Genomic DNA, 24,802 nt, shown 5'->3' on the forward strand with positions numbered 1-24,802 from the left:
GCGGGGATGACGGGAGGGGGCAACGACGCCGCAACCCCCGCCCCGTGCGCCGCGCGCTTTCCCCCGTCGGATCGGCACGATACAGCAACCGCGATGCGCAACCGTCTTCCCCCGTCCCAATCGTCCGGCGGAGTCACCCGCCGCGGGTTGCTGATCGGTGGCGGCGCGGGCGTCGGCCTGGTGCTGGCGTGGGCGGTGTGGCCGCGGCGCTATCTCCCCAACCTCACTGCAGACAAGGGCGAGACCGTCTTCGGCGCGTGGATCAAGATCGGCGACGACGGGCACGTCACGGTCGCTGTGCCGCAGGCCGAGCATGGCCAGGGTGTCTACACAGCCCTGCCGCAGATCGTCGCGGACGAGCTCGGCGCGGACTGGCGCACCGTCGCGGTCGAGCCCGCGCCGCTCAACTCGCTCTACGCCAATCCGCTCGGCGCGAACGAGCTGTTCGAGACCACCACCACCACGCTCGCGGCGCGCTGGCGCGATGCGCATGCGGTGCGGATCGGGATGATGCTCACCGCCGGGTCGAGTTCGGTCCGCGGCTTCGAGGACGATCTGCGCCAGGCGGGCGCCGCCGCGCGCGTGCTGTTGTGCAAGGTCGCCGCCGCGCGCTGGGGCGTCGACTGGCAGGCGTGCGATACCAAGGCGGGTTTCGTCGTCCACGGCACCGACCGGCTCCGTTTTGCCGACCTCGCCGCCGAAGCCGCCAGCGGGACACTCCCCGATGCGCTGCCGATGCGGATCAACCAGGATGACAGCCGCCTGTCTGGCCAGTCGCTGCCGCGGCTCGATGCGCCGTCCAAGGTCGATGGCTCGGCCAATTTCGCGGGCGACGTGCGGTTGCCCGACATGGTCTTTGCAAGCATCCGGCAGGGGCCGATCGGCGAGTCGAAACTGCTGCGGGTCGATCGTGCCGCGGCCGACCGCATTCCAGGCGTGCTGCAGGTCGTCACCAACGATCGCTGGGTCGCGGCGATCGGCAACAATTGGTGGGCCGCCAACCGTGCGCTCGACGCGCTCGCCCCGCGGTTCGAGACGCGCGGGACCGTCGTCACCAGCGCGACGATCGACGCCGCGCTCCGCGCCGCGCTCGATGCGCCGGGCAAGCGGATCGAAACGGTCGGCGACGTGGAGGCGGTGCTCAAGGACGCCCGCCCGATCACCGCCGACTATCGCGCCAGCCTCGCCGCCCACGCCGCGATCGAGACGATGAGTGCTACCGCGCGCTTTACCAACGGACGGCTCGAACTGTGGCTGCCGACGCTCGCCCCCGCGATGGCTCGAGATGCGGCAGCGGCGGCAACCGGGCTCGCCGCCGAAAAGGTCATCATCCATCCGATGCTGATCGGCGGATCGTTCGGCGCGAACCTCTATCACCTTTGCGCGGAGCAGGCGGCGGTGCTCGCGGTGATGCTCAAGCGTCCGGTGCAACTCACCTGGTCGCGCGTTGAGGATTTGCTTCATGATCGCTTCCGCCCGCCCGCGATGGCACGGATGGCGGCGCGGCTCGGTCCCGATGGCCGGATCCTCGGCTGGCGCGCACGGATCGCTGCGCCCGCGACTGGGCAGGAGATCGTCGCCCGTCTGTTCGCGCACGACGCGGGGTTCCGCGCCACCCAGGCGCTTGCGCCCGCTGGAGACCGCTATGCGGTGGCGGGTGCCGCACCCCCCTATCGCATACCCGCTTATGCGATCGACCATCACCCCGCCGATATCGGCGTACCGACCGGGCATTGGCGCTCGGGCGCGCACAGCTACACCGCCTTCTTCACCGAATGTTTCCTCGACGAGCTCGCGCATCTCAGCGGGACCGAGGCGCTGTCGTTCCGGATCGGGATGCTCGGCGGCAATCCGCGGCTTGCGCGCTGCCTGTCGACCGCGGCGTCGCTCGGCGGCTGGGAAGGCGGGATCGCCGGGAGCGGGCAGGGGATCGCCTGCCATAGCTTCCGCGGCAGCCATATCGCGGTGCTGGTCGAAGCACATGTCGGGGAGGGCGGCGCGGTCAGCGTCGACCGGATCGTCGCCGCGGTTGATTGCGGGCGGCAGATCAACCCCGATCTGGTGCGCCAGCAGATCGAGGGCGGATTGCTGTTCGGCATGGCCGCGGCGATCGGCGACTCGATCGGCATCACGCGCGGAATGCCCGATGCGCGCCGGCTGGGGGCACTCGGTCTGCCGCGGCTCGCGGATACGCCCGACATCACGGTCGAACTCATCTCCAGCGAGGCCGATCCGGGCGGCGTCAGCGAACTCGCGGTCCCGCCGGTTGCGCCTGCGATTGCCAATGCGCTGCAAGCCGCTACGGGCTATCGTCTGCGCGGTCTGCCGCTCGTTCCGGGATCCAAGTGATGCAAGCTGTTCTCCCCGCCGGTCATCCGCCGGTAAAGCCACGCCGGATCGGCGTGTTGCTGACCAATCTCGGCACGCCCGACGGGTCCGACGTCCGCTCGGTCAAACGCTATCTCGGCGAATTCCTGTCGGATCGGCGTGTGGTCGAGATCCCGCCGTTGCTGTGGCAGCCGATCCTGCGCGGGATCATCCTCAATACCCGCCCCAAGAAGTCGGCGCATGCCTATTCGATGGTGTGGACCGAGGACGGCTCGCCGCTCGCCGCGATCACCAAGGCGCAGAGCAACGCGCTCCAGGGCGCATTCGGGCCGAACGTGATGGTCGACTGGGCGATGCGCTACGGCAAGCCCGCGATCGGTGATCGGCTGCAGGCGATGAAGGACGCAGGCTGCGACCGCATTTTGATCGCGCCGCTCTATCCACAATATTGCGCCGCGACGACCGCGACCGCCAATGACAAGGCGTTTGCCGAACTGGCAAAGATGCGCTGGCAGCCGGCGCTGCGCACGCTCCCGCCCTATCATGACGAGCCCGCCTATATCGAGGCGCTCGCGCAATCGATCGAAGCGGGCGTCGCGGCACTCGATTTCGAGCCCGACGCGCTGATCGCCAGTTTCCACGGCATGCCCAAGCGCACGCTGGAACTCGGCGACCCCTATCATTGCCATTGCCAGAAAACCGGGCGGTTGCTCGGCGAACGGCTCGGCAAGCCGCTGATCGTGTCGTTCCAGTCGCGCTTCGGCCCGGCCAAATGGCTCGAACCCGCGACCGACATGACGCTTGAGGAGCTACCCGCGAAGGGTGTGAAGAAGGTCGCGATTTTCGCGCCGGGCTTTTCGGCGGACTGCCTGGAAACGCTCGAAGAACTCGCGATCCGCGGACGCGAGAGCTTCGAGGAGAAGGGCGGTACGCATTTTGCCTATATTCCGTGCCTTAACGCCGGTGATATCGGTATCAAAATGTTGCGCACTTTACTCTCACGCGAACTTGAAGGCTGGGCCAACCCGGCATAGCAAGGGCGTGGGACTAAAAGATCCACCAGGAGAGTATGCATGGCACGCGTCGCGATCGTAACCGGCGGCACCCGCGGTATCGGCGAGGCTATCAGCCTCGCATTGAAAGATGCCGGGATGACCGTCGCCGCCAATTATGCGGGGAATGACGATCGCGCGCGTGCCTTCACCGAACGCACGGGGATCGCGGCGTTCAAATGGGACGTGTCGGATTACGACGCATGCCAGGCGGGCTGCGCGCAGGTCGCCGAGCAGCTCGGGCCGATCGACGTGCTCGTCAACAACGCGGGCATCACGCGCGACGGCACGATCATGAAGCTCAGCTACCAGGCGTGGAAAGAGGTGATCGACACCAATCTGGGCGGTTGCTTCAACATGGCGAAGGGCGTGTTCCCGGAGATGCGTGACCGCAAATGGGGGCGGATCGTCAACATCGGGTCGATCAACGGGCAGGCCGGGCAATATGGCCAGGTCAATTATGCCGCCGCCAAATCGGGCATCCACGGCTTTACCAAGGCGCTCGCACAGGAAGGTGCCCGCGCCGGGGTGACGGTCAACGCAATCGCGCCGGGCTATATCGACACCGACATGGTTGCCGCGGTCCCCGCCGATGTGCTCGAGAAGATCGTCGCCAAAATCCCGGTCGGCCGGCTCGGGCAAGCGAGCGAAATCGCGCGCGGCGTGGCGTTCCTGTGTTCGGAAGAGGGCGGTTTCGTCACCGGATCGACGCTGAGCATCAACGGCGGGCAGCACATGTATTGATGCCACGGCATTCGACTACGGCCAAGGACCGGGGCAACCGCGACGAACGCGGCTTGTCTCGACCCGGACGGGCGCGGTAAGGGCCCGGGATGCAGGGGGATACCGGACCGCTTCACTGGTGGCAGACGCGCACGTTCGTGGCCGTGATGGCGCTCGTCGCGCTGATCCCGTTGCTGCGTCCGGAAATTGCGCCGCTGGTCGATCTGCCCGGGCACATGGGCCGCTACCGCGTTCAGCTCTCGATCGGCGACCATCCGTGGCTCGGAAACTGGTACAATTTCAGCTGGCAGTTGATCGGCAATCTCGGGATCGACATCCTCGTCATCCCCTTGTCCAAGCTGTTCGGGCTCGAACTCGCGGTCAAGCTGATTGTCATGATGATCCCGTTGCTGATCGTGACGGGCTATCTGTGGATCGCGCGCGAAGTCCACGGGCGGATCCCGCCGACCGCCTTGTTCGCGCTCCCGATTGCCTACAGCTATCCGATCCAGTTCGGCTTCGTGAACTTCGCACTGTCGATGGCGATCGCGCTCAACGCTTATGCGTTGTGGCTCAGGCTCGGGCGGCTCGGGCGGTTGCGGTTGCGCACGGCGATCTTCGTGCCGTTTTCCTGCGCCTTGTGGGTGTGTCACACGTTCGGCTGGGGTGTGCTCGGTGTCTTGGCCTTCTCGGGCGAACTGATCCGCCAGCACGACACGCGCGGTGAACGTGGCGTAAAAAGCTGGGTAAAGGCGGTGTTTTACGCTGGACTTGGCTGCCTTCCACTCGCGCTGCCGCTGGTTGCGATGGTGGTGTGGCGTAGCGGTGACCATGTCACCGGGCAGACCGCGGACTGGTTCGACTGGCGCGCCAAGCTGCGCTGGCTGACGATGACGTTCAAGGATCGCTGGATGACCTTCGACATCGCGTCGATGGCGGTCGTGCTGCTGATCCTGTTCAAGGGCATTCGCGACCCGAGCATCCAGTATTCGCGTAATCTGTTGTTATCGGCTCTCTTTCTGCTGCTCGTCTACATTTTGCTGCCGCGCATCGTGTTCGGTTCGGCTTATGCCGACATGCGGCTTGCGCCGTTCATGCTGGGGGTTGCGGTAATCGCGCTCCGTCCCAAGCCCGGCCTGTCGATGCGCGGCAGTGCAACCTTGGCTGCCTTGGGGCTTGCCTTCGTGCTCGCGCGGACCGGCGCGACGACGGTCAGCTTCTGGATGTTCGCCAACGATTACGACCGCGAACTGAAGGCGCTCGACCGCGTCCCGATCGGCGCGCGGCTGATCTCGTTCGTCGGCGAGCAATGCGGGAATCCGTGGGTGATGAGCCGGCTCGAGCATCTCCCCGCGATCGCGCTGGAGCGGCGGCTCGCTTATACCAACGACCAATGGTCGATGGCGGGCGCGCAGTTGCTGACCACGCGCTATCTGCCCGCGCGCCGCTTCGCGCACGATCCGTCGCAGATCGTGACGAGCGTGCAATGCCCGCGCGAATGGTGGCGCCCGATCAACATGGCGATGGCGCGATTCCCACGCGATGCGTTCGATTACGTCTGGTTGATTCGCCCGCCGCCCTATGACCAGCGCTTCAACGAAGGGCTGGTGCCGATCTGGCGCGACGGGACGAGCGTGCTGTTCCGCGTCGATCACGGAGCACCCGGGATCAAGGTCAGCGACGAGTCGCTCCGCCTGCGTTCGCGCCCGATGCCCGCCCCGTTCTGAGCCCCGCGTTCTGAGTCAGCCGCGGCGGAACGGGGTCAGTTCGCCGAGATACTCCTGATCCGCCTCGACCGACTCGCGTTCGCGCGCGAGGAAGTCCGCGATCGCGCGGCGGAAGTTGCGGTCGGGAATGTAATGCGCGGACCAGGTCGGCACGGGGACATAGCCGCGCGCGAGCTTGTGTTCCCCTTGCGCGCCCGCCTCGACCGTCCGCAATCCGCGCGCGATCGCGGCGTCGATCGCCTGGTAATAGCAGAGCTCGAAATGGAGGAACGGCACCTCCTCGGTACAGCCCCAATAGCGACCGTAGAGCGTTTCTTCCCCGATCAGGTTGAGCGCCCCCGCGATCGGGCGACCGTCGCGCTCGGCGAAGATCAGCAGCACCTTGTCCGCCATCGCTTGCCCGAGCAGCGTGAAGAAGCGCCGAGTCAGATACGGCTGGCCCCATTTGCGCGCGCCCGTGTCCTGGTAGAAGCGCCAGAACGCGTCCCAATCGGCTTCGCTGATGTCCGCGCCGGTGACGTGGCGGATCGTCAGCCCCTCGACCGCGGCGGCACGTTCCTTGCGGATCGCCTTGCGCTTGCGGCTGGCGAGCGCGTCGAAGAAATCGTCGAACCGGGCATAGCCGTCATTCTGCCAGTGGAATTGCGTCCCCTCGCGCAGCAACCACCCCGCCGCCTCGAACGCCGGCAGTTGCTCGGGTGAGACGAAGGTCGCGTGCGCGGAGGACAGTTGGTGCTGGTCGGTGACCGCCTCAATCGCCGCGATCAGCGCGGGTGCCTGCGCCGGATCGCGCAGCAGCAGCCGCGGCCCGGGAACGGGCGAGAAGGGCACTGCGATCTGTAGCTTCGGGTAATAGCTGCCCCCGGCGCGCTCCCACGCGTCCGCCCAGGCATGGTCGAAGACATATTCGCCCTGGCTGTGACTCTTGGCATAGGCCGGGGCGATCGCGGCAGGGTGGCCGTCGGCGTCGTCGACGATGATCGGGATCGGCTGCCATCCGGCGCGCGCAGTCGCGCTGCCGGAGGCTTCAAGGATCGACAGGAAGGCATGGCCGACGAACGGATTTGTGATGCCCGCGCAGGCATCCCAGTCGGCCGCGGGAATGGCGGCGATGCCGTCGGCGATGCGGGCGGTGACGGCGGTGGTGTTCACCGCCTCAAGCTAGGGGTTCGTGGGGCGCTTCTCAACCGGTGGAGTACCGATCCCGCGGGATAAGCGGGCAAGCAAGCGTCGCTTCACTCCCCGAAGGCAGTCGCACGGTACAGCAGCGTGATCGCAACACGGCGGTTCCGCGGATCGGACGGGGCATTGGGGATGATCGGCTCGCGATCGGCGACGCCTTCGATCCTGTTGAAGCGGTTTTCGGGCGTCCCCCCCGCCGCCAGCCGTCGCCGCGTCGCCTCGGCCCGCGCACTGGACAGCATCCAGTTGTTCATTGCGAGCGGATTGCCATAGCCGAGGCTATCGGTGTGCCCGCGGATCATGATCGGATTGGCGGTCCCCTTGATCGATTCGGCGATTAGCCCGAGCAGCGCGGATGCGCGTGGTTCGAGCTGCGTCGTGCCGAGATCGAACATCGAATAATCCGCATCATCAAGCAGATCGATCCGCAGCCCGCTTTGCGTACGGACGAACCGGACATGCGACGATAGCTTCTTGAGTTGCGGACTCGACGCCATCGCGGCCGCCACCTGCCGCCGCATTTTCTCGAAGTTCTTCCGGTCTTCCGCCGACATCGCGGCGCGATCCTTGAGCGTGCCGCGTTGCCCCGAGCCGACCTGCGTTCCCCCGGTCGCGTCGATCGGAACGGTCATCGCGCGCGTGCCGGTCTGCGATGCCTTGTGCTGGTAACTGTCCTTGTCGGTGATCGACGATCCACCGAACAGCCCCATTGATCCCGCGCTGTTCTGCTTCAGCTGGACCAGGGTGGGCGAGAAATAGTCGGCAAGCGCCTTGCGCTGTTTCTCGTTGGTCGCGCCGAGCAGCCACATCAGCAGAAAGAACGCCATCATCGCGGTGACGAAGTCGGCGTAGGCGACCTTCCACGCACCGCCGTGATGGCCGCCGTGGCCCTCGATATAGATCTTCTTGTAGATGATCTTGGGTGGCTGATTGGCACCATGCGGCGCACGCGCGGCCATCAGTGGGCCGCCATCGAAGGCAGGTTACCGAGCGTCGTCATCGCGTGAAGCGCAGCGCCACCGATCGGACGCGTAGAACGCAGGAGACTTGTCTCGCACAAAGCCACAAAGCCACAAAGAGAGAAGGGCTTCCCGTTGTTATTCGGCGTCTGGATGGAGCGGGTCATTGGTGTGCGCCACTTCGTGACTTTGTGGCTTTGTGCGAGTTTGCCTGCCTTGGAGCATGTCGCGCCGAAGTTATGTCGGTAAAGCATCACCTCACCGCGCCCGCAGGCCGTCGAAGACTTCGGCGAAGCCCGGCTGGTTTGAATGTGCGATCCCCGAACGCGCCGCTTCGATCACCAGCGGCTGTGGGTGGCCGTGGAGCGAGGCGATGATGATCTGCTTCACGACGTGATAGATGGCGCCATCCGCGTCGATCACCTGCTTCAGGCGGTTGGCGAGCGGGGCGACGATGCCGTAGGCGAGCAGCACGCCCATGAACGTGCCGACCAGCGCCGACCCGATCATCGCGCCGAGGATCGCAGGCGGCTTGTCGATCGAGCCCATCGTCTTCACCACGCCAAGCACCGCGGCGACGATGCCGAGCGCGGGCAAAGCGTCGGCAAGGCTCGAGATCGTCCCGTGCGGGCCTTCGACCTCGTGGTGGTGGGTCTTGATCATATTGTCCATCACGTCCTCGACCGCATGGACGTCGAGCGTGCCCGACGACACGACCACCAGCCGCAACGTGTCCGCGATCAGGTTGATGAGCGTGTGATCCGACAGCAGCCGGGGATATTCAGCGAAGACCGCCGACGACTTGGGATCCTCGACATGCGGCTCGAGCGCGATCGGCCCTTCGGTGCGGAGCATCTTCATCAGCTTCGAGACGAGGAAGATGACGTCGAGATAGTCCTGCTTCTTGTACTTCGGCCCCTTGAAGACCTTCATGAAGCCGCCGCCGAGCGCCTTCAGCTCCTTCATCGAATTGCCGATGATGAGCGCGCCGACCGCGGCGCCGCCAATGATCAGCATTTCGTGCGGAATGGCTTCCATCACCGGGCCGAGCGCGCCGCCGGTAATGGCGAAACCCCCGAAGATCATCACGAGCAGGACGACAAGGCCGATTGCGGGAAACATGAGTGGCGATATGCCCCTGTAAACGCTGCGATTAACGTTGCTGCACGACGCTCGCGACCCGCATCGGCCGCTATACTTTCGGTTTAGGGCGATTCCGTAGCAAAACGGTTAACCAGCGAGGCGTTGGCGTTAATCGATCTGCCGCAACAAGAGGAGAACCTGGAATCATACGCCGCAAGACAGCGTCGCACCGGCAAGTATCAGCGCAGATAGGTGAACAGCGACAGGCTGCTCAGCTTGCTGAAGCTCGCCTGAGTCGCGGACAGGATCGTCATCTGCTTCTGCAATTCGGTGATCGCTGCGGACAGATCGGTGTCCTCCAGCTCGGTACGATCGCTCTCGCGCGCGGCGGCGGCGTCGGTTGCCTGCGACGAAACGATGTCAAGTCGGGCAGCGCGTGCGCCAACCGACCCCTGGACGTTGCTGACCTGCGATTGCGATGCGTTCAATCCGTCGATCGCGGTGGCCGAGGCATCCGAGATGTCCCCGCCCGCGTCGAGCGCGGTGATGTAATCGGACAATATGGCAAAGACGTCCGTCTTGCCGCCTGCCTTCGTCGGGATGTTGCCAAATACGCGCTCCGCGCTGTCGGTCGCTGCGACGGTCGTGCCGTCGCCGACCGGAATCGCCGGCAACTCGCCGGTGCCGCCCAGCGTCACGCGTCCGTCCGCGCCCTGCACCACCGCCTTGGTTCCGGTTGCTGCGCCGAACAGCGGCTGGCCGCGTGCATCGCTGGTATTGGCGAGATTGACGAGGTCGTCGAGGATGCTCTTGAGCTCGACGGCGATCGTCTTGCGATCGCCGTCGTTGAGCGTGCCGGTATTGGCGCGGAGCGTCAGTTCGGACGCGCGCTGCAATTGCGTCGAAACCTGCGTCAGCGTCGAATCGGATTGCTGCAACAGGGATTTGGCGAGACTGGTGTTGCCCGCATAGGCCGCTTGGTCTGCAGTGGCCTGCTTGATCGACGCTAGCCGGTTGTAGGCGACCACATCCTGCGACGGGGCGCTCAGCTTCTTGCCGGTCGCGATCTGTGTGTTGAGCGTGCTCGTCTGTGCCGACAGATTGGTCATCTGCGACGAGGTGCGATCAAAGAACAGGCTGGTGCCGATTTGCATGAGCGGGTCCGTCTCGGGGCTAGCGGATGTCGAGGATCGACTGGAGCGTGTCCTTGGCGACCTGGATCACGCGGCTCGAGGCTTGATAGGCTTGTTGAAAGCGCAGCAGATCGACCGCCTCGCTGTCGAGGTTGATGCCGGAGACGGCATCGCGCGCCGAGACGGCGTTGTCGCGCATCGCGCCCTGCGCCAGCGCTACCTGCTTGCGTGCAGCAAGGGCCGAGGCATTGCTCGACACGAGCGCGGTGGTCTTGCCCTCAAACGCACCGCTGGTGCGCAGCGCATCGAGCTTGCCGAGGTTGCCGTTGTCGCGCGGGCCCTTGCCGGCGTCTGCGGCGGCGATGCCACGCGGGTCGGTTAGCTTGACGGTGATGTCGGTCGGACTGGTGCCGATCTCGAACAGCGCGGTCCCGGCCTTGGAATCGAGATCCTCTCCGCCGGTCTGAACCGCGTTGACGTCGTTGGCGAAGGCGGTTGCGATCGTGTTGAGATTGATGCGCGTGTCCGAAATTCGCTGGCCAGCCTCGACCACGCCCGCAAGCGCGCCCCCCGACGGGCTGACGGTCGACTGCGATCGCTGGAGCGTGAACGCGATCATCCCGTCGGTGCCCCGTGCGACCTGCAAGGAATCGGATTGCGGACCGGAGACGAACGTCGGCCCGCCCGCATCGCCGAGCTTGACCGTGGCACGGCCATAGTCGTCGATCGAGACCGAGACGTTGCTGATCGCGCTCATCTGCTCAAGGATCGAATCGCGCTGGTCGGCCAGCGACGCCGCTGCAGCCGATCCGCCCTTGGTTCGCGCGATCCCCTCGTTGACCTTGGCAAGCGTGCTGCCGAGTGCGTTGAGCGTCGTCACGGCAGCCGACGCGGTCGCATCGAGATTGGTATCCAGCAGGTCGAGCGCCTTGCCCGTCGCACGGAATGCGCCCGCAACCGCCTTTGCCTGTTCGAGCATCGCGCTGCGCGGCGTGGTCGCGGTCGGGTCGGCGGCCACCGTCTTGGATGCGTTGAAAAAGCCGGTCAGCCGGTCCCCCAGCTGATTGCCGGTCAGCGCGGTCTCGATCCGACCGAGCCAGGCAACGCTGGTTTCGCTGCGTGCCAGATCCGATCCGGCAGTGCGGACATCGGCATCGCGCAACACGTCTGCGGAGCGCGTAAGCCCCGAAACAACGGCACCCTGTCCGGTCGCCGCAACGCCACCGGAATGCAACCCGGTGGCGGGCTCGATCTCCGACAGGGTCGACGTACGCTTGGCATAGCCCGGCGTCGCTACGTTCGCGATGTTGTCCGAGACGGTGCTCAACGCGGTCTGATACGCGCGGACGCCACTCGCGCCGATGCTCAGCATGTCGCTCATGGCGTCTTGCCCTCATCTGCTGCGGCGGGGGCAGGGGTAGTCGACTTCGCCAGTCCGGCTTCAACGCCTGCCTGAGACTTTGCCAGAAACTCCGTCATCGCCTTGCCGATGCCGAGCGGGGCGTGTGCGGCCATGTTCTGCGCGACTTGCGTGTCTTGCATTTCCTTGAACGTATTCATGCCCTTGGACGCGAACAGGCCGTCCTCGGCAAGATGCGTCGAGCGCATCGCCTTGACCATCATGCCGGTGAACACCGCTTCGAACTTCTTGCCCGCCGCTTCCAAATTGGCACGGTTCGACAGCCGGCTGGTATCGGTCGCGATACCACCGACGGCCGAGGGGGCGTTGACCGGGGGGAGGGCAGGAACGTCACTCACAAGACGATCAACTCCGCTTTCAGCGATCCCGCTTCCTTGAGCGCCTCGAGGATCGCGACCAGATCGGCCGGCGATGCGCCGATCGCGTTGATCGCCTTGACCACGTCGGACAGCTTCGGACCGGGCGAGATCAGGAACATCGGGCGCTTTTCTTCATCGACCGAGACGCCCGACTTCTGTGCCTTGGCGGTCTGGCCCTGGCTGAACGGCGCTGGCTGGCTGATCCGTTCGTTCTCGTCGATGCGGACGGTGAGCTTGCCGTGGGTGATTGCAGCGGTGCTGACGCGGACCGCGGAATTGATCACGACGGTGCCGGTGCGCGCGTTGACGATGACCTTGGCGGATGGCTCGGCCGAGACGACGCTGAGGTTCTCGATCTCGCTCATCAACGTTGCGCGCACGTCGCCACCCATCGGTGCGCGGACCGATACCGACACCGCGTCGACCGCTTGCGCCACACCGTTGCCGAAGCGCGCGTTGATCGACCCGGCGACGTTCTGCGCGGTGGTGAAATCGGCGCGCGCGAGGTTGAAGGTCAGCGCGGGCGTGTTTTCGAACCCGGTCTTGACCGCGCGCTCGACCGTCGCGCCTTCAGGAATGCGGCCGGTCGAGGGGATGTTGATGACAATCTGGGATCCGTCCTTGCCCTCGGCGCCGAGACCGCCGACCGCGAGATTGCCCTGCGCCATCGCATAGATCTGTCCGTCCGCGCCTTGCAGCGGCGTCAGGATCAGCGCGCCGCCGCGCAGACTCTTGGCCTTGCCCATCGATGCAACGGTGATGTCGAGCTTCTGGCCGGGCTTGGCGAAGGCGGGCAATTCGGCGGTGATCATCACGACCGCCGTGTTCTTGAGGCCGGGATTGATGTTCGCGGGGAGCTGCAGCCCGAAGCGTGACGTCACCGCCTTCATCGACTGGATGGTATATTCCAGATTGTCGTCACCCGTGCCCGGCAGCCCGACGACGACGCCGTAGCCGGTCAGCTGGTTGGTCCGGATACCCTGGAACCCGCCGAGATCCTTGATCCGATCGGCGGAGGCAGGGGCCGCGATCAGCAGCGAGACGAACGCTGCGAGCATAAGGCGAAGCATCGGGCGCATCCTCAGAACGGGCTCACGACGGAGAAGAAGCGGCCGAGCCAGCCCTGGCGGCTCGCACGCGCGACGTCGCCCTTGCCGGTGTAGGCGATCTGGGCGTCGGCGACGCGCGTGGAGGGGACGCGATTATTGGCGTCGATGTCGGCGGTGCGGATCAGGCCCTTGATCTGGACGAACTCGTCGCCACGGTTGAGCGTGACGCGCTTCTGCCCCTGTACCAGCATCGTGCCGTTGGGAAGAACGCGGCTGACGGTGACGCTGATCTCGCCCGACAGCGTGTTCGACTGGTCGGCCCCGCCGCTGCCCTTGAACCCGCGGTTGCCGCTGGTGGCAATGTCGGTGCCCTGGAACAGCGCGAGCCGCCCGGTCGTGGGTGGTGTGAACGCAAGGTTGCCCGACGAATCGAGCTTCGAGCTTGCCGACTTGGACGCGGCGGTGCGCTCGACCAGCACGATCGTCAGCGGATCGCCGACCCGGCGCGCGCGCGTGCCTTCGTACAGGCCGGCATAGCCCTCATCGACCTGGAAGATCGATCCGGTCGCCACGACCGGTGTGAGGGCCGGTTGGGGCATCGCCGACGAGAAATCGACCGGTGGCGCCTTGTTGCCGAACACGCGCGACTCGGCCGCGCTGGGCAAAAACAACGCAATTCCGACGATCAGCTGGATGGCGAACGGCTTCATGACCTTAGCCATCAGATATTTTGATTAACATATTTGAGCATTTCGTCGGTCGCGGAGATCATTTTTGAATTAACCTCATACGCGCGCTGGGTTTCGATCATGTCGACCAGCTCCTCAACGACGTTGACGTTCGACCCTTCGAGCTGCCCCTGACGGACGTTGCCACGCCCGTCCTGCCCGGCAACGCCGAGGTTGGCGGCACCGCTCGCGGCGGTCTCGACGAGGTAATTGTCGCCCTTGCTCAGCAACCCCGAAGCATTAGGAAAGCTCGCGACCTGGATCTGGCCGAGTTCGCTCGGCGTGGTCTGGCCGGGAATGGTCGCGGAGACCGTGCCATCAGTCCCGATCGTGATCGCGGTGGCGCCCTCGGGTACGGTGATGCCGGGCTGGACCTGATAGCCTTCGCTCGTGATCATCAGGCCCTCAGGCGAGCGCGAGAAATTGCCCGCGCGGGTATAGCCAAGCGTGCCGCCGGGCATCTGGACCTGGAAGTAGCCGTCGCCGTCGAGCGCGAGGTCGAGGCTGTTGTTGGTCGACTGGAACGACCCCTGCGTGTCGATCCGCGCGGTGCCCTGGATCTTGACGCCGGTGCCGAGGTTGAGCCCGGTCGCGTATTTCGTCTCGGACGTGCTTGGCGCGCCCGGTGCGGTCACCGTCTGGTACGCCAGCGTCTCGAACGCGGCGCGATCCTTCTTGTACGCGGTCGTGTTGACGTTCGCGAGGTTATTCGAGATGACTCGCATGCGCATGTCCTGAGCATCAAGCCCGGTCCGCGCGATATGCATGGCTGCACTGCCCATCGTCTATTCCTTCAGCCTGGAAGCCGCATCACGGATGCGGCGCTTTCGTCCATGTCCTTGGCCGATTTCATCAAATTGGCCTGGACCTCGTAGCTGCGCTGGTTCTCGATCATGTCGACCAGCGCTTGAGTCATGTTGACGTTCGATCCCTCGAGCGCACCGCTCTCGACCTTCGCGTTCATGTCCTGCGGCAGCGTTCCGCCGCCCTTGACGTAGAGCAGATTGTCGAGCCCCTTGACCGTGGTCGTGCCCTTGGGGTTGGTGAGCTTGAGTTGATCGAGCACTTCCGGGTTGCGCGCGTCGCCGCCCATCGGGACGATCGAGACCGTTCCGTCCGCGGAGATCGAGATGCTTTGCGCGGGCGGCACCGTGATCGGGCCACCCGACCCGATCACCGGAAACCCGTCACCGGTCTGGAGCACTCCCGACGCTGCGACCTGCAAGTCGCCGCGCCGGGTATAGGCTTCCTTTCCGTCGGGCGACTGCACCGCGAGCCAGCTGTCGCCGGTCATCGCTACGTCGAGCGAGCGACCGGTCTGCTGGATCGCGCCCGTCGTACGATCCGCGTCGAGCACGTCCGCCGAGGTCGGCTCGCGCGTTTCGAGCGGCGATCCCTTGAGCGACAGCCGGTCGAACACGACGCGATCGGCACGAAACCCGATCGTCGAGGCGTTCGCCATGTTGTTGGCGATCGCGGCCTGCGACGCGAGATGCGCCTTGAGCCCCGTTGCTGCCGTGTAGACCAGCTTGTCCATATGCCGCTCCCGCTCCGTTCAGATCAGTTGCGGATGTTGAAGATGGTCTGCGAGATCTGGCCGTTGATATCGAGCGCCTTGGCATTCGCCTGGAAGTTGCGCTGCGCGGCGATCAGGTCGACCAGTTCCTCGGTGATATCGACGTTCGAGCCCTCGAGGATCCCCGCGCTGAGCGAGCCGAAGCCGTTCTCATTCGCCGCACCGAGGGCCGCACCACCCGAAATGCCGGTTGCCGACCAATAGCTGTTGCCGGTCTGGCGAAGGCCCGTCGGGTTGGAGAAGTTCGCGAGCGCCACCTTGCCGAGCGCGACCGTGTCGCCGTTCGAATAGTTTGCCGAAACGATGCCCTGCTTGTCGATCGACACGCCGGCAAGTTCGCCGACCGATGCACCGTCGGCCACACGTGCGTTGACCGAGAACGGGCTCGACTGCTGCGTCGTGCCCGCGAGGTCGAGCTTGAGCGTCTGTGCGACACCGCCGCTGATCGGATTGAACGCGTCATACGTGATCGGTGCGGCCGGCGCGGTGATGTTGCCCGACGCATCGAACTTCACTGGTGTGCCCGTGGTCGATCCACCGACCTTAAGTTCCTGATCGCCCACGAAGCTGTGCACGGTCCATTCGTTGTTGCCCGAATGAACGTAGTAATTGGTGAGCGTGCTCGCCTTGCCTGCCGAATCGTAGATCGTCGTCGGGGTCGAGCTGTTGTAGCTCGACGCATTGGTGGGCGAGAACGCCGCAGTCGGCACCGATGCTGCTGCATACAGGTTCAGCTTGAGCGAGACGTTGCCGGTTGCTGCCGGCGTCCCGTTGGTTTCCGGCAGGTTGAGCGGGATCAGCCCGTCGGCGCCGGTTGCCGTCGTATTGCCCTTCGCGTCGACCGGATAGCCGAGCAGCGCGGAACCCTGTGCATCGACGACGTTGTGGGTCGCCGGATCGATCTGGAATGCGCCGTTGCGGGTATAAGCGGTCGCCGAGTTCACGCCGCTGGTCTTGACCGCGAAGAAGCCGTCCCCGGTAATCGCGAGGTCGAGCGACGAGCCCGTCGTCTTCAGGTTGCCGACGGTGAACTGCTGGCGGTTCGACTTCACCACCGCACCCGATCCGACCAGCTTGGTGGGGTCGGTTGTGATGCTCGACGCGATGACGTCGGCGAAGTCGGTGCGGCTCTTCTTGAAGCCGTTGGTGCCGACGTTGGCGAGGTTGTGCGACACGGTCGAGAGTTCGGTCTGGGCTGCCTGCAGGCCGCTGAGCGAAGTGTAGAAGGACATGAATTTGCTCCTGGACGAAGAGAATTACGCGGTGATGGGATCAGCCGACCTGGCGGACGGCGCTGACGGCGACCTGCCCGATGCCGGGGACGGTGAGGACGGGGCTGCCCGATGCGGGCACCGAAACGGCGGCGACGGGTGCCCAGACGAGATTGCGCGAGGTGACCGCTTCGCCGCCGTTGGCAGCATCGACCGAAACCGTGAACGGGCCGGTGCCGGCATCGTCGCCGCTCGCGGTCTTGCCGTTCCAGTCATAGCTCGCCGTGCCCGCCTTCTGCGTGCCGAGCGACAGCGTGTTGAGCGTCTGCCCGTTGGCGTCCCTGATCGACACGGTCACGTCGGTCGCATCCTTGTCGAGCTCGACCGCACCGGCGAGGCCGCCTGCCGAACGCCCGTAGGCGCTCGACCCTTCGGTCAGTACGGTCCGCCCGACATAGGCGAGCGCGTCGCTGGCGCTGGTCGCGCCGAGCTTGTCCTGGATCGCCTTCAGCGTCGTTCCCATTTCCGCGATCCCCGACGTGCTGGAGATCTGCGCGAGCTGCGCGACCATCTGGGTATTGTCGGTCGGGGAGAACGGATCCTGGTTGTTGAGCTGCGCGGTCATCAACTTGAGGAAGTCCGATGCACCGAGCGACGACGACGTGGACGATGTCTTTGCCGCATTTGCCGCAGCGGTGGAGCTGGCGTTGATGCCGAGGCTGGTCAGCGTAGAGTCGAAAGTGGAGGCCATGATCAGCGTCCCAGTTTGAGGGTGTCGAGGATGAGCGACTTCGCGGTCTGCATGACCTCGACGTTGTTCTGGTAGCTGCGCGCGGTCTCCATCATGTCGACCAGCTCGCGCGTCTCATCGACGCCCGACTGCCAGATGTTGCCATCCTTGTCGGCGAGCGGATGCGACGGATCGTAGACCTTGGTGGCACCTTCGCCGGCGGTGACGATGCTCTCGACGTTGACCGTCGCGAGACCCGACGCCTTGTCATATTGTGTGCGGAAGATCGGCTTGATCGTCTTGTACGCGGTCTCTTCGCTGCTCGTCACCGCGCCCGCATTGGCGAGGTTGGACGCAGTCGTGTTCATCCGCACGAGTTGTGCGGACATCGCGCGCCCGGCGACCTGGAAGATGGAAAGCGGCTGGTCGGCCATTTCTTATTCGCCCTTCAAGGCACGGGTGATCTGGCCGATCCGCCCGTTGAGGAACGAGAGCGTCGTCTGATAGGCGACGGCGTTTTCAGCGAAGGCGGTCTGCTCGGTAGACAGTTCGACCGTGTTGCCGTCGAGCGAGGGCTGCGACGCGGTGCGATAGCGCATTGCCCCGCTGATGCTGGCGTTCCCGCCCGTGTCCATTGCGGTCTCGGCGGTCGACAGTGCGCTCTGGAAATCGATGTCCTGCGCCTTGAACCCCGGGGTCGAGGCGTTCGCGATGTTCGACGCGAGCACACCCATGCGCTGCGAGCGCACTTCGAGTGCCGCACCGTGTACCCCGAACAAACTGTCGCTGGGCATCGCCCGTCTCCAGCGCATGATTGCGCGCCGGTCGATCAGCAAAGGTCGTGCCAATTGCGGTGCGGGCTTGGCCTGGCAGTCCGGGGCACACAAAGCGGCAAACGCTTGCCGGGCGGCGGCAAGTCGGCAGCCGGTCGTCTGGCCGGGCGGTCGCTGGCTTTGCCGCCGATCGCGCCGTCGCCGGGTATGGCGGGCCGGGTGGATGGGACGCAGGGATCGGGATCGGTCCGTTTACCAAATTGGCCCACCGCTTGCAGAGCTGGCCAGGATGCCCTTTACCCTTGCGCCTTTCCTTGATCCGCTTGCCTTTGCCATCGTTGTTGGCGGGACGCTGGCCGCCGCGGTCCTCCGCACCCCCGCGCGGGACCTTGGGCGGGGGGTGGCGGCATTGCGGATGCTGGGCGCGCCACGCTTCGCCGCAGATCCGTTACTCGACCAGATCGCAGCGTTCGGCCGGATCGCCAAGCGCCACGGTGTGCTGACGCTGGACCGCTCGGTGATCGCGGACCCGGATATCGCTGCGGCGGTCTCGGCGATTGTCGACGGGGATTCGCCCGAGGATATTGCCGAACTGCTCCGTCAGCGTCGCCGTACGCGCGCCGAACGCGCCGTTGCGACCGCTGAACTGTGGTCGACCGCGGCGGATACCGCGCCCGCGATGGGCATGGTCGGGACGCTGATCGGTCTGGTCGGCATGTTCGTCAAAATGCAGGATCCGCGCGCGATCGGGGCGTCGATGGCAGTGGCGTTGCTGGCGACGCTTTATGGTGCGCTGATCGCCAATCTCGTCCTGGCACCAATTGCCGCGCGGTTGCGGCGGATCGCGCGCGATGAAGCGGTCGAGCGGCTGCGGCTCGAACCCCCATTGATCGCGCTTGCGCTGCGCGAACAGCCGCGTCGTCCGCTTGCCGTGGCGGCATCGGCATGATCGCGTCCGAGGACGTCCTGCCCGAGATCACACCGGCACGCCCGGCGTGGCTGATGACGCTTGCCGACCTCGCGCTATTGCTGGTCGCGTTCTTCGTGTTCATCCAGGCCAATCAGCAACTGGATGGCGACACCCTCGCGCGCGGGATCCGCGCCGGGTTCGGCGCGGTCGATACGCCCGCGATCGTGCCGCCCGCGCCGATGCCGGTTTCCGCAAGCGGACTGCACGGTTTTGCGGTTGGATCTGCCGCGTTGCCGGGTCCGGTCGCTCCACTGGTCGCGTGGGCGCGCGAAGCCTTGGGCGATCCGCGCGCAATGCTTGCGGTGACGGGGATGGTCGACGGATCGAGCGACGACGTCGATCCGGTCACCCAAAACGCCGCCGTGCTTGCCGCCGATCGCGCGCGGACGATCGTCGGGGTGTTGATCGCCCACGGGATCGCATCCGATCGCATCACCATCACCGCCGCGGGTCGCGCCGGCCGACGCGGCGTCAGCGTGACGACGGGATTTGCCGGCAACCGGCAAACGCCTGCCGTTCCGGCTGCCGCTTCCACAACACAACCCACAAGGATCTGATTGCCGATGCGCCGTCTGCCGTTGCTCATCCTCGGGCTCGTCGCCAGCCCGCTGTCTGCCGCCTCGTTCCAGGATACCGGGGCAATCGACCGCGCGGTGGCTGCGTTTACCGGCCACGGAGTCGGCAACGAAGGCGGCGCGCGCACCCCGGTCGACGGGCGGCTCAAGCTCGCTGCTTGTCCGATGGTATCGATGGCGTGGCGCACCGAGAACCACGATGCGGTGGTCGTGACCTGCACTGGCCCCGAATGGCGGTTGTTCGTGCCGGTCAAGCTGGCCGCCGCAGCGCCCAGGGGGGCTGCCCCGCTTGTGATCACCCCCGGTGTGCAGGCCGCCGCGGTCAGGCCGGTCTATGTCATCAAGCGTGGCGATCCGGTGACGATCAGTGCAGGCTCGTCGGGCTTCTCGATCACGCGCGAGGGCGTCGCGGCTGGCGATGCAGTCGTCGGCGGGCGGTTCATGGTCAAGGTGGATGACCAGAAGAACCCGGTCCAGGCGGTCGCGGTCGCCGCCGGAAGCGCCACGCTGCCGGGTTGGACAGAATGATTTAAGCTTTGCCGAAGCCGGTCGTTATACCTTTCGTCATCTCTTCCCAAAGGTGCTGATGTGGTAGACGCGATCGGACCCAAGACTGTTTCAATGCCCGAGCGGCTGGCCGTGTCCGCCGTCGCGTCGACCGGATCGGTCGCGTCGACGGCCAGCGCCGCGAACAAGCCGGCAACGACGGCAATCCAGCAACTGGAATTGTCGGCAATCGCGTCCGAAACCGGCAAGGGCGTGCCGGTCGACACCCAGCATGTCGAGGATGTCCGCCGTGCGGTCCGCAACGGGACGTACCCGATCACTCCCGACACGATCGCCGATCGCATGCTCGCGCTGAAGCTTAACTGGAGCCCTGCGAAATGACGCCTCCCGCAACGCGCCGTGATGCCCTGATCGCGGTGATCGAGGCGCTGCACGCCGAAATCGCGGCGCTCAAGACCAACGATGTGCGTGCGTTGGAACAGGCGACCACCGACAAGCTGATGCGGATCGAGGCGGTTGCGGCGTTTGGGGATACACCTCCGGAAACGGAAACTCGCGCGCTTGCCGAGGAAGCGCAACGGCTCAACGACACGTGCCGGATCTACGTCAACCTGATGGCGGCAAATGTCCGCCGCCGCCTGCAAAATCTGACCGGTTCGGCCGGAGCGGCAATGGGGGCGGCACCGGGGAGCGTGTATCGTGCCGGGATGGGGCTGGCGGCGTTCGCCTGAGGGGCGATGTGACGCCCTTTTCATAACCGCTTCCCCGGCGAAGGCCGGGGCCCAGTCGCGCAGGTTTTTCTAACGAAGCACTGACCTCCGCCACTGCTGCCTCTCTCCTGGGCCCCGGCCTTCGCCGGGGAAGCGGCAAGTTGGGGGAAGCGGCGCATAGGCAAAAACTGGCACGTCTCTTGCTGATCCCCCCTCGTCCGTCTGAACGCGGGCGAACAGGGGACCAATGCCTTTCAATCCGCTTTCCATTCTGAACGGTGCCGTCGACGCGAGCGGCGCGGGCGGGTCGATTCGCAGCGCGATCGCCAATGCCAGCCAGAAGACCGGCATCGACTTTAATTATCTGATGGGCCAGGCCAAGCTGGAGAGCGGGATGCGCAGCAACGCGCATTCGGGCACGTCGAGCGCGAGCGGGCTGTATCAGTTCGTCGACCAGAGCTGGCTGCGCGTGGTCAAGGCGCATGGCGCGGAACACGGCCTCGGCTGGGCGGCGAACGCGATCTCGACCAGCGCGAGCGGCAAGGCGGTCGTCAACGATCCCGCGACGCGCCAAGCGATCCTATCGCTCCGCAACGACCCCACCGCCGCGTCGCTGATGGCCGCCGAGCACGCCAGCGACAATAAGGGCGCGATCGAGGGAACGCTCGGGCGCAGCGCGACCAGCACCGATCTCTATATGGCGCATTTCCTGGGCTTGGGCGGCGCGCGGCAGTTCCTCACCGCGATGCAGGCAAACCCCGACCGCAGCGGCGCCGCGATGTTCCCCGCCGCCGCCAACGCCAATCGCGGCGTCTTCTACGATTCGACCGGCGCGCCGCGCTCGCTCTCGCAAATCTACAACCGTTTCGCCGCCAAGCTCGATGCGGCGGGCGCGCCGCAGACGATCGATGCAACCTCGGGCCTGTCAGCGACGCGGCTCGGCGAATGGGGCGCGGACGTCATTCCCGGCAATGGCGAGCAATCGACCTCCAACGCCGCGGTCTGGGCGCAGAACACGCTCGCGCAGCTCAGCGGCACCAGCAGTTTGGCGGGTACCCGCACCGAAACCGCGAGCCTGCTCCGCCCGACCCCGAATACCGCGCGACTCGCATACATGATGCTCGCGACGATGGGAGCCTGATCCAGTGGCCTTGTCCCCCAAGACCGGTGGCGTGATGCCGCTGCTGCGCTCCGCCGCGCTGCCGGTCGCGATCCTGTTGCTGGTCGTGCTGATGGTCGTGCCGATTCCGGCGGCGATGCTCGACGTGTTCTTCATCATGAACATCACGATCAGCCTCGCGGTGCTGATGGTCAGCCTCAACGCGCAGAAGCCGCTCGATTTCTCCGCCTTCCCGACCGTGCTGCTGTTCGCCACGCTGTTCCGCCTGAGCCTCAACGTCGCGTCCACCCGCGTCGTGCTGGTCCACGGGCATGAGGGCGAGAGCGCGGCGGGCCATGTGATCGAGGCGTTCGGCACGTTCCTGATCGGCGGCGATTATGTCGTCGGCCTGTTCGTCTTCGCGATCCTCGTGATCATCAACATGATCGTCGTCACCAAGGGCGCGGGCCGCGTGTCCGAAGTGTCCGCGCGCTTCACGCTCGATGCGTTGCCGGGCAAGCAGATGGCGATCGACGCGGATCTCAACGCCGGGCTGATCACGCCGGACGAAGCCAAGGCGCGCCGGATCGAGGTCTCGACCGAGGCCGATTTCTACGGCTCGATGGACGGCTCGTCCAAGTTCGTGAAGGGCGATGCGGTCGCCGGCCTGTTGATCCTCGCGGCGAACATCGTCGGCGGGCTGATCCTCGGCCCCGTCAGCCACGGCATGACGATCGCGGACGCGGCGCATAATTACGTGCTGCTCGCGATCGGCGATGCGCTGGTCGCGCAGATCCCGTCGCTGATGCTGTCGATCGCCGCCGCCGCGATCGTGACTCGCGTTACCTCGAGCATGGATCTCGCGGGCCAGATCGGCAGCCAGTTCGGCTCGGCGCGGACGTGGACGCCGGTCGCGATCATCCTTGCGCTGCTCGGGGTGATGCCGGGGATGCCGCATCTGATCATCCTCCCCGCCGCCGGGCTTGCCGGGTTCGCCGCGTGGAAGATGCGCCAGGCGTCGCTTCGCCCCGTTCCGGTCGACGTGATTGCGCCCGAGCCGGTCGATCACTCGAAGATCGGCTGGGACGAAGTCTCGGACCTCATGCAGGTCAATCTCGATATCGGCTACGGCCTCGTGCCGCTGGTCGACGAACGCCGCGGTGCGCCTTTGATGGGCCGGATCACCGGGGTCCGCCGCCAATTGTCGAAGGACATGGGCTTCGTCATCCCGCAAGTCCGCGTCCGCGACGACATCAATTTGCCGCCCTACACCTACCGCATCATCGTCGGTGGCGTCGTGGTCGGCGAGGACAGCGTCTCGCCCGACGAGATGCTCGCGCTCGATACCGGCCAGGCGATTGGCGGGCTGATGGGCAAGCCCGCCAAGGACCCGACCTTCGGGCTCGACGCGGTATGGATCGCGGCGGGGGACGCCGATGCCGCGACCGGCGCGGGCTATCTCGTGGTCGATCCGGGCACCGTGATGGCGACGCATCTCAACCACCAGCTCACCCAGCATTCTGCCGAGTTGCTCGGCCCGGACGAAGTCCAGTCGCTGCTCGACGGGTTGAAGGACCGCGCCGCCAGCCTCGTCGCATCGCTGTCGCCCAACCCGCTGCCGCTGACGACGCTGACGCAGGTGCTCAAGGGGCTGCTCGCGGAGAATATCCCGCTCAAGGAATTCCGCCGGATCGCCGCGGCGATCGCGGTCGCCGCACAGCGGACTGCCGACGCCGAGGAAATCATCGAGGCGATCCGCCCCGATCTCGGCGGGCTGATCATCGGCAAGATCTGCGGCGTGCGCGAGCCGCTGCGCGTGATGACGCTGGAGGGCGGGCTCGAGGGGCTGCTCGGCCAGGCGATGCGCGCCGATCCGTCGCGCCGCCACACGATCGAGCCCGATCTTGGCCGTCGCATCGTCGATGCGCTGCAACGCGCGGCGCAGCCGCTGGTCGACGAGGCCAAGCCGTTCGCACTTGTCGTCCAGCCCGCGATCCGCGTCGCGATCCGCAAGCTGGTCAAGACCTGCCTGCCCGACATTCCGGTGATGAGCTTCTTCGAAGTGCCGGAAGAAAAAGCCGTCGAAGTCGTCGCCGTGATCGGCGCTCCCGGAGCTCTCCCAGCATGATGCAGCTTTCGCCCACCGCCTTCAGCGACGCGCAGCCGCTCGTCTATGGCCGCACCGCCGCCGCGCCCGACCTCAAGCTGCTCGCGAAGAAGCATCTGCCGCTGGTCCGGCGGATCGCGTGGCACGTCCATGGCAGCATGTCCTCCTCGGTCGAGGTCGAGGATCTCGTCCAGATCGGGCTGGTCGCTTTGGTCGAGGCGGCGGGTGCGTTCGAGGAGCGCGGGCAGGTGACGTTCGAGCAATATCTCATGACACGCGTGCGCGGCGCGATGATCGACGCGCTGCGGCGTTCGGCGACGCTCACGCGCGGCGCGATGCAGCGCAAGCGGCAGTATGCGCAGACGGTGGCGGCGATGACGACCGAACTGGGCCGTGCGCCGGAGGAAGCGGCGGTCGCAGAGCGGCTCGGTGTATCGCGCGACAAGCTGCGGATCGATTATGCGAGCGCGCAGCCGGTGCGGCTCGAACCAATCGAGGATCTCTATTCGGACGAAGGCCCGTGGTTCGCGAGCGACGAGCCCGACGCTTTTGCGCAGCTTTCCGAGAGCGAGGAGCGCGACACGCTGATCGCTGCGATTACCTCGCTGCCCGAGCGCGAGGCGCTGGTGATCCAGCTTTATTATGTCGAGGAAATGAACCTCGAGGAGATCGGGCTGGTGATCGGTGTCGGGTCTGCGCGGGTGTGCCAGATCAAGGCGTCGGCGCATGCCAAGCTCAAGAAGGCGATGCTAGGGTAGCGCCCGTCAGTCCCCCTCTTCGCTCTTCCCCGGCGAAGGTCGT

General features: G+C 65.8%; 26 protein-coding genes. 12 read left to right on the top strand and 14 right to left on the bottom strand.

Annotated elements, in window-relative coordinates:
* The first annotated feature begins 93 nt into the window (after positions 1-93).
* The 4 genes from ABIC17_RS01240 to ABIC17_RS01255 all read left to right on the top strand — a co-directional run bounded on the left by ABIC17_RS01240 (position 94) and on the right by ABIC17_RS01255 (position 5,830).
* Positions 94-2,349 carry a xanthine dehydrogenase family protein molybdopterin-binding subunit gene (locus tag ABIC17_RS01240; RefSeq protein WP_354278844.1) on the top strand — a complete coding sequence of 752 codons (2,256 nt, stop codon included), beginning with the start codon at positions 94-96 and terminating at the stop codon, positions 2,347-2,349.
* A complete protein-coding gene (gene hemH / locus ABIC17_RS01245; protein WP_354278845.1) occupies positions 2,349-3,362 on the top strand; it encodes a ferrochelatase in 1,014 nt (337 codons plus the stop codon). The genes ABIC17_RS01240 and hemH overlap by 1 nt, the downstream gene beginning before the upstream one ends.
* Before the next feature lie 39 nt (positions 3,363-3,401).
* On the top strand, positions 3,402-4,124 hold the full coding sequence (gene phbB, locus ABIC17_RS01250) for an acetoacetyl-CoA reductase (protein ID WP_354278846.1): 723 nt from the start codon (positions 3,402-3,404) through the stop codon (positions 4,122-4,124).
* A gap of 89 nt (positions 4,125-4,213) precedes the next feature.
* Positions 4,214-5,830 carry a hypothetical protein gene (locus ABIC17_RS01255; RefSeq protein WP_354278847.1) on the top strand — a complete coding sequence of 539 codons (1,617 nt, stop codon included), beginning with the start codon at positions 4,214-4,216 and terminating at the stop codon, positions 5,828-5,830.
* 15 nt (positions 5,831-5,845) lie between these two features.
* Here ABIC17_RS01255 and ABIC17_RS01260 read toward each other — a convergent pair whose 3' ends face one another.
* The 14 genes from ABIC17_RS01260 to flgB all read right to left on the bottom strand — a co-directional run bounded on the left by ABIC17_RS01260 (position 5,846) and on the right by flgB (position 18,054).
* Entirely contained in the window at positions 5,846-6,982 is a 1,137-nt protein-coding gene (locus ABIC17_RS01260) for a GNAT family N-acetyltransferase (protein WP_354278848.1), read from the bottom strand.
* An 83-nt stretch (positions 6,983-7,065) separates the two neighbouring features.
* The gene (locus ABIC17_RS01265; RefSeq protein ID WP_354278849.1) at positions 7,066-7,971 is read right to left on the bottom strand and encodes a flagellar motor protein MotB; all 906 of its coding nucleotides are present in this window, start codon (positions 7,969-7,971) and stop codon (positions 7,066-7,068) included.
* Positions 7,972-8,229: 258 nt separating this feature from the next.
* Complete coding sequence (motA, locus tag ABIC17_RS01270) at positions 8,230-9,093, bottom strand: flagellar motor stator protein MotA (protein ID WP_354278850.1); 864 nt, start codon at positions 9,091-9,093, stop codon at positions 8,230-8,232.
* A 200-nt stretch (positions 9,094-9,293) separates the two neighbouring features.
* Positions 9,294-10,208 (bottom strand): flagellar hook-associated protein FlgL, encoded by a 915-nt coding sequence (gene flgL, locus ABIC17_RS01275; protein WP_354278851.1) that lies wholly within the window; start codon positions 10,206-10,208, stop codon positions 9,294-9,296.
* 19 nt (positions 10,209-10,227) lie between these two features.
* Positions 10,228-11,568: a flagellar hook-associated protein FlgK gene (gene flgK / locus ABIC17_RS01280; protein WP_354278852.1), complete on the bottom strand. Its 1,341-nt coding sequence runs from the start codon at positions 11,566-11,568 to the stop codon at positions 10,228-10,230.
* On the bottom strand, positions 11,565-11,945 hold the full coding sequence (locus ABIC17_RS01285; RefSeq protein ID WP_354278853.1) for a rod-binding protein: 381 nt from the start codon (positions 11,943-11,945) through the stop codon (positions 11,565-11,567). Before ABIC17_RS01285 ends, flgK begins: the two co-directional genes overlap by 4 nt.
* Positions 11,942-13,036, bottom strand: coding sequence for a flagellar basal body P-ring protein FlgI (locus ABIC17_RS01290; protein ID WP_502958385.1), 1,095 nt, complete (start codon positions 13,034-13,036; stop codon positions 11,942-11,944). The genes ABIC17_RS01285 and ABIC17_RS01290 overlap by 4 nt, the downstream gene beginning before the upstream one ends.
* Before the next feature lie 11 nt (positions 13,037-13,047).
* Entirely contained in the window at positions 13,048-13,737 is a 690-nt protein-coding gene (locus ABIC17_RS01295) for a flagellar basal body L-ring protein FlgH (RefSeq protein ID WP_502958386.1), read from the bottom strand.
* The gene (gene flgG, locus ABIC17_RS01300) at positions 13,737-14,525 is read right to left on the bottom strand and encodes a flagellar basal-body rod protein FlgG (protein ID WP_354278855.1); all 789 of its coding nucleotides are present in this window, start codon (positions 14,523-14,525) and stop codon (positions 13,737-13,739) included. Before flgG ends, ABIC17_RS01295 begins: the two co-directional genes overlap by 1 nt.
* Positions 14,526-14,536: 11 nt before the next feature.
* Entirely contained in the window at positions 14,537-15,280 is a 744-nt protein-coding gene (gene flgF / locus ABIC17_RS01305; protein ID WP_354278856.1) for a flagellar basal-body rod protein FlgF, read from the bottom strand.
* Positions 15,281-15,303: 23 nt separating this feature from the next.
* A complete protein-coding gene (locus ABIC17_RS01310) occupies positions 15,304-16,551 on the bottom strand; it encodes a flagellar hook protein FlgE (RefSeq protein WP_354278857.1) in 1,248 nt (415 codons plus the stop codon).
* A 40-nt stretch (positions 16,552-16,591) separates the two neighbouring features.
* Complete coding sequence (locus ABIC17_RS01315; protein WP_354278858.1) at positions 16,592-17,281, bottom strand: flagellar hook assembly protein FlgD; 690 nt, start codon at positions 17,279-17,281, stop codon at positions 16,592-16,594.
* Between the two features lie 2 nt (positions 17,282-17,283).
* On the bottom strand, positions 17,284-17,694 hold the full coding sequence (flgC, locus tag ABIC17_RS01320; protein WP_354278859.1) for a flagellar basal body rod protein FlgC: 411 nt from the start codon (positions 17,692-17,694) through the stop codon (positions 17,284-17,286).
* Between the two features lie 3 nt (positions 17,695-17,697).
* Positions 17,698-18,054, bottom strand: coding sequence for a flagellar basal body rod protein FlgB (gene flgB, locus ABIC17_RS01325; protein ID WP_354278860.1), 357 nt, complete (start codon positions 18,052-18,054; stop codon positions 17,698-17,700).
* 268 nt (positions 18,055-18,322) lie between these two features.
* On the opposite strand from flgB, the gene ABIC17_RS01330 reads away from it, so the two are divergent.
* From ABIC17_RS01330 to ABIC17_RS01365, 8 genes are all read left to right on the top strand, one after another.
* Entirely contained in the window at positions 18,323-18,982 is a 660-nt protein-coding gene (locus tag ABIC17_RS01330; protein WP_354278861.1) for a motility protein A, read from the top strand.
* Complete coding sequence (locus ABIC17_RS01335) at positions 18,979-19,560, top strand: OmpA family protein (protein ID WP_354278862.1); 582 nt, start codon at positions 18,979-18,981, stop codon at positions 19,558-19,560. Before ABIC17_RS01330 ends, ABIC17_RS01335 begins: the two co-directional genes overlap by 4 nt.
* A gap of 6 nt (positions 19,561-19,566) precedes the next feature.
* Positions 19,567-20,106 carry a flagella basal body P-ring formation protein FlgA gene (locus tag ABIC17_RS01340; RefSeq protein ID WP_354278863.1) on the top strand — a complete coding sequence of 180 codons (540 nt, stop codon included), beginning with the start codon at positions 19,567-19,569 and terminating at the stop codon, positions 20,104-20,106.
* Between the two features lie 60 nt (positions 20,107-20,166).
* Complete coding sequence (locus ABIC17_RS01345; protein WP_354278864.1) at positions 20,167-20,466, top strand: flagellar biosynthesis anti-sigma factor FlgM; 300 nt, start codon at positions 20,167-20,169, stop codon at positions 20,464-20,466.
* Positions 20,463-20,816 carry a flagellar protein FlgN gene (locus tag ABIC17_RS01350; RefSeq protein ID WP_354278865.1) on the top strand — a complete coding sequence of 118 codons (354 nt, stop codon included), beginning with the start codon at positions 20,463-20,465 and terminating at the stop codon, positions 20,814-20,816. Before ABIC17_RS01345 ends, ABIC17_RS01350 begins: the two co-directional genes overlap by 4 nt.
* A 226-nt stretch (positions 20,817-21,042) precedes the next feature.
* On the top strand, positions 21,043-21,936 hold the full coding sequence (locus ABIC17_RS01355; RefSeq protein ID WP_354278866.1) for a lytic transglycosylase domain-containing protein: 894 nt from the start codon (positions 21,043-21,045) through the stop codon (positions 21,934-21,936).
* Positions 21,937-21,970: 34 nt separating this feature from the next.
* The gene (flhA, locus tag ABIC17_RS01360; RefSeq protein WP_354279416.1) at positions 21,971-24,022 is read left to right on the top strand and encodes a flagellar biosynthesis protein FlhA; all 2,052 of its coding nucleotides are present in this window, start codon (positions 21,971-21,973) and stop codon (positions 24,020-24,022) included.
* A complete protein-coding gene (locus ABIC17_RS01365; RefSeq protein ID WP_354278867.1) occupies positions 24,019-24,759 on the top strand; it encodes a sigma-70 family RNA polymerase sigma factor in 741 nt (246 codons plus the stop codon). The genes flhA and ABIC17_RS01365 overlap by 4 nt, the downstream gene beginning before the upstream one ends.
* The last annotated feature ends 43 nt before the right edge of the window (positions 24,760-24,802 follow it).

Source organism: Sphingomonas sp. PvP056 (assembly GCF_040549155.1).
Taxonomy (GTDB): Bacteria; Pseudomonadota; Alphaproteobacteria; order Sphingomonadales; family Sphingomonadaceae; genus Sphingomonas.

Bases quoted from the DNA above. Each gene is read 5' to 3' on its own strand.
- ABIC17_RS01240 (WP_354278844.1), top strand. From the start codon at position 94: ATGCGCAACCGTCTTCCCCCGTCCCAATCGTCCGGCGGAGTCACCCGC.
- hemH (WP_354278845.1), top strand. From the start codon at position 2,349: ATGCAAGCTGTTCTCCCCGCCGGTCATCCGCCGGTAAAGCCACGCCGG.
- phbB (WP_354278846.1), top strand. From the start codon at position 3,402: ATGGCACGCGTCGCGATCGTAACCGGCGGCACCCGCGGTATCGGCGAG.
- ABIC17_RS01255 (WP_354278847.1), top strand. From the start codon at position 4,214: ATGCAGGGGGATACCGGACCGCTTCACTGGTGGCAGACGCGCACGTTC.
- ABIC17_RS01265 (WP_354278849.1), bottom strand. From the start codon at position 7,971: ATGGCCGCGCGTGCGCCGCATGGTGCCAATCAGCCACCCAAGATCATC.
- motA (WP_354278850.1), bottom strand. From the start codon at position 9,093: ATGTTTCCCGCAATCGGCCTTGTCGTCCTGCTCGTGATGATCTTCGGG.
- flgL (WP_354278851.1), bottom strand. From the start codon at position 10,208: ATGCAAATCGGCACCAGCCTGTTCTTTGATCGCACCTCGTCGCAGATG.
- flgK (WP_354278852.1), bottom strand. From the start codon at position 11,568: ATGAGCGACATGCTGAGCATCGGCGCGAGTGGCGTCCGCGCGTATCAG.
- ABIC17_RS01290 (WP_502958385.1), bottom strand. From the start codon at position 13,036: ATGCTTCGCCTTATGCTCGCAGCGTTCGTCTCGCTGCTGATCGCGGCC.
- ABIC17_RS01295 (WP_502958386.1), bottom strand. From the start codon at position 13,737: ATGGCTAAGGTCATGAAGCCGTTCGCCATCCAGCTGATCGTCGGAATT.
- flgG (WP_354278855.1), bottom strand. From the start codon at position 14,525: ATGGGCAGTGCAGCCATGCATATCGCGCGGACCGGGCTTGATGCTCAG.
- flgF (WP_354278856.1), bottom strand. From the start codon at position 15,280: ATGGACAAGCTGGTCTACACGGCAGCAACGGGGCTCAAGGCGCATCTC.
- ABIC17_RS01310 (WP_354278857.1), bottom strand. From the start codon at position 16,551: ATGTCCTTCTACACTTCGCTCAGCGGCCTGCAGGCAGCCCAGACCGAA.
- ABIC17_RS01315 (WP_354278858.1), bottom strand. From the start codon at position 17,281: ATGGCCTCCACTTTCGACTCTACGCTGACCAGCCTCGGCATCAACGCC.
- flgC (WP_354278859.1), bottom strand. From the start codon at position 17,694: ATGGCCGACCAGCCGCTTTCCATCTTCCAGGTCGCCGGGCGCGCGATG.
- flgB (WP_354278860.1), bottom strand. From the start codon at position 18,054: ATGCCCAGCGACAGTTTGTTCGGGGTACACGGTGCGGCACTCGAAGTG.
- ABIC17_RS01330 (WP_354278861.1), top strand. From the start codon at position 18,323: ATGCCCTTTACCCTTGCGCCTTTCCTTGATCCGCTTGCCTTTGCCATC.
- ABIC17_RS01335 (WP_354278862.1), top strand. From the start codon at position 18,979: ATGATCGCGTCCGAGGACGTCCTGCCCGAGATCACACCGGCACGCCCG.
- ABIC17_RS01340 (WP_354278863.1), top strand. From the start codon at position 19,567: ATGCGCCGTCTGCCGTTGCTCATCCTCGGGCTCGTCGCCAGCCCGCTG.
- ABIC17_RS01350 (WP_354278865.1), top strand. From the start codon at position 20,463: ATGACGCCTCCCGCAACGCGCCGTGATGCCCTGATCGCGGTGATCGAG.
- ABIC17_RS01355 (WP_354278866.1), top strand. From the start codon at position 21,043: ATGCCTTTCAATCCGCTTTCCATTCTGAACGGTGCCGTCGACGCGAGC.
- flhA (WP_354279416.1), top strand. From the start codon at position 21,971: ATGCCGCTGCTGCGCTCCGCCGCGCTGCCGGTCGCGATCCTGTTGCTG.
- ABIC17_RS01365 (WP_354278867.1), top strand. From the start codon at position 24,019: ATGATGCAGCTTTCGCCCACCGCCTTCAGCGACGCGCAGCCGCTCGTC.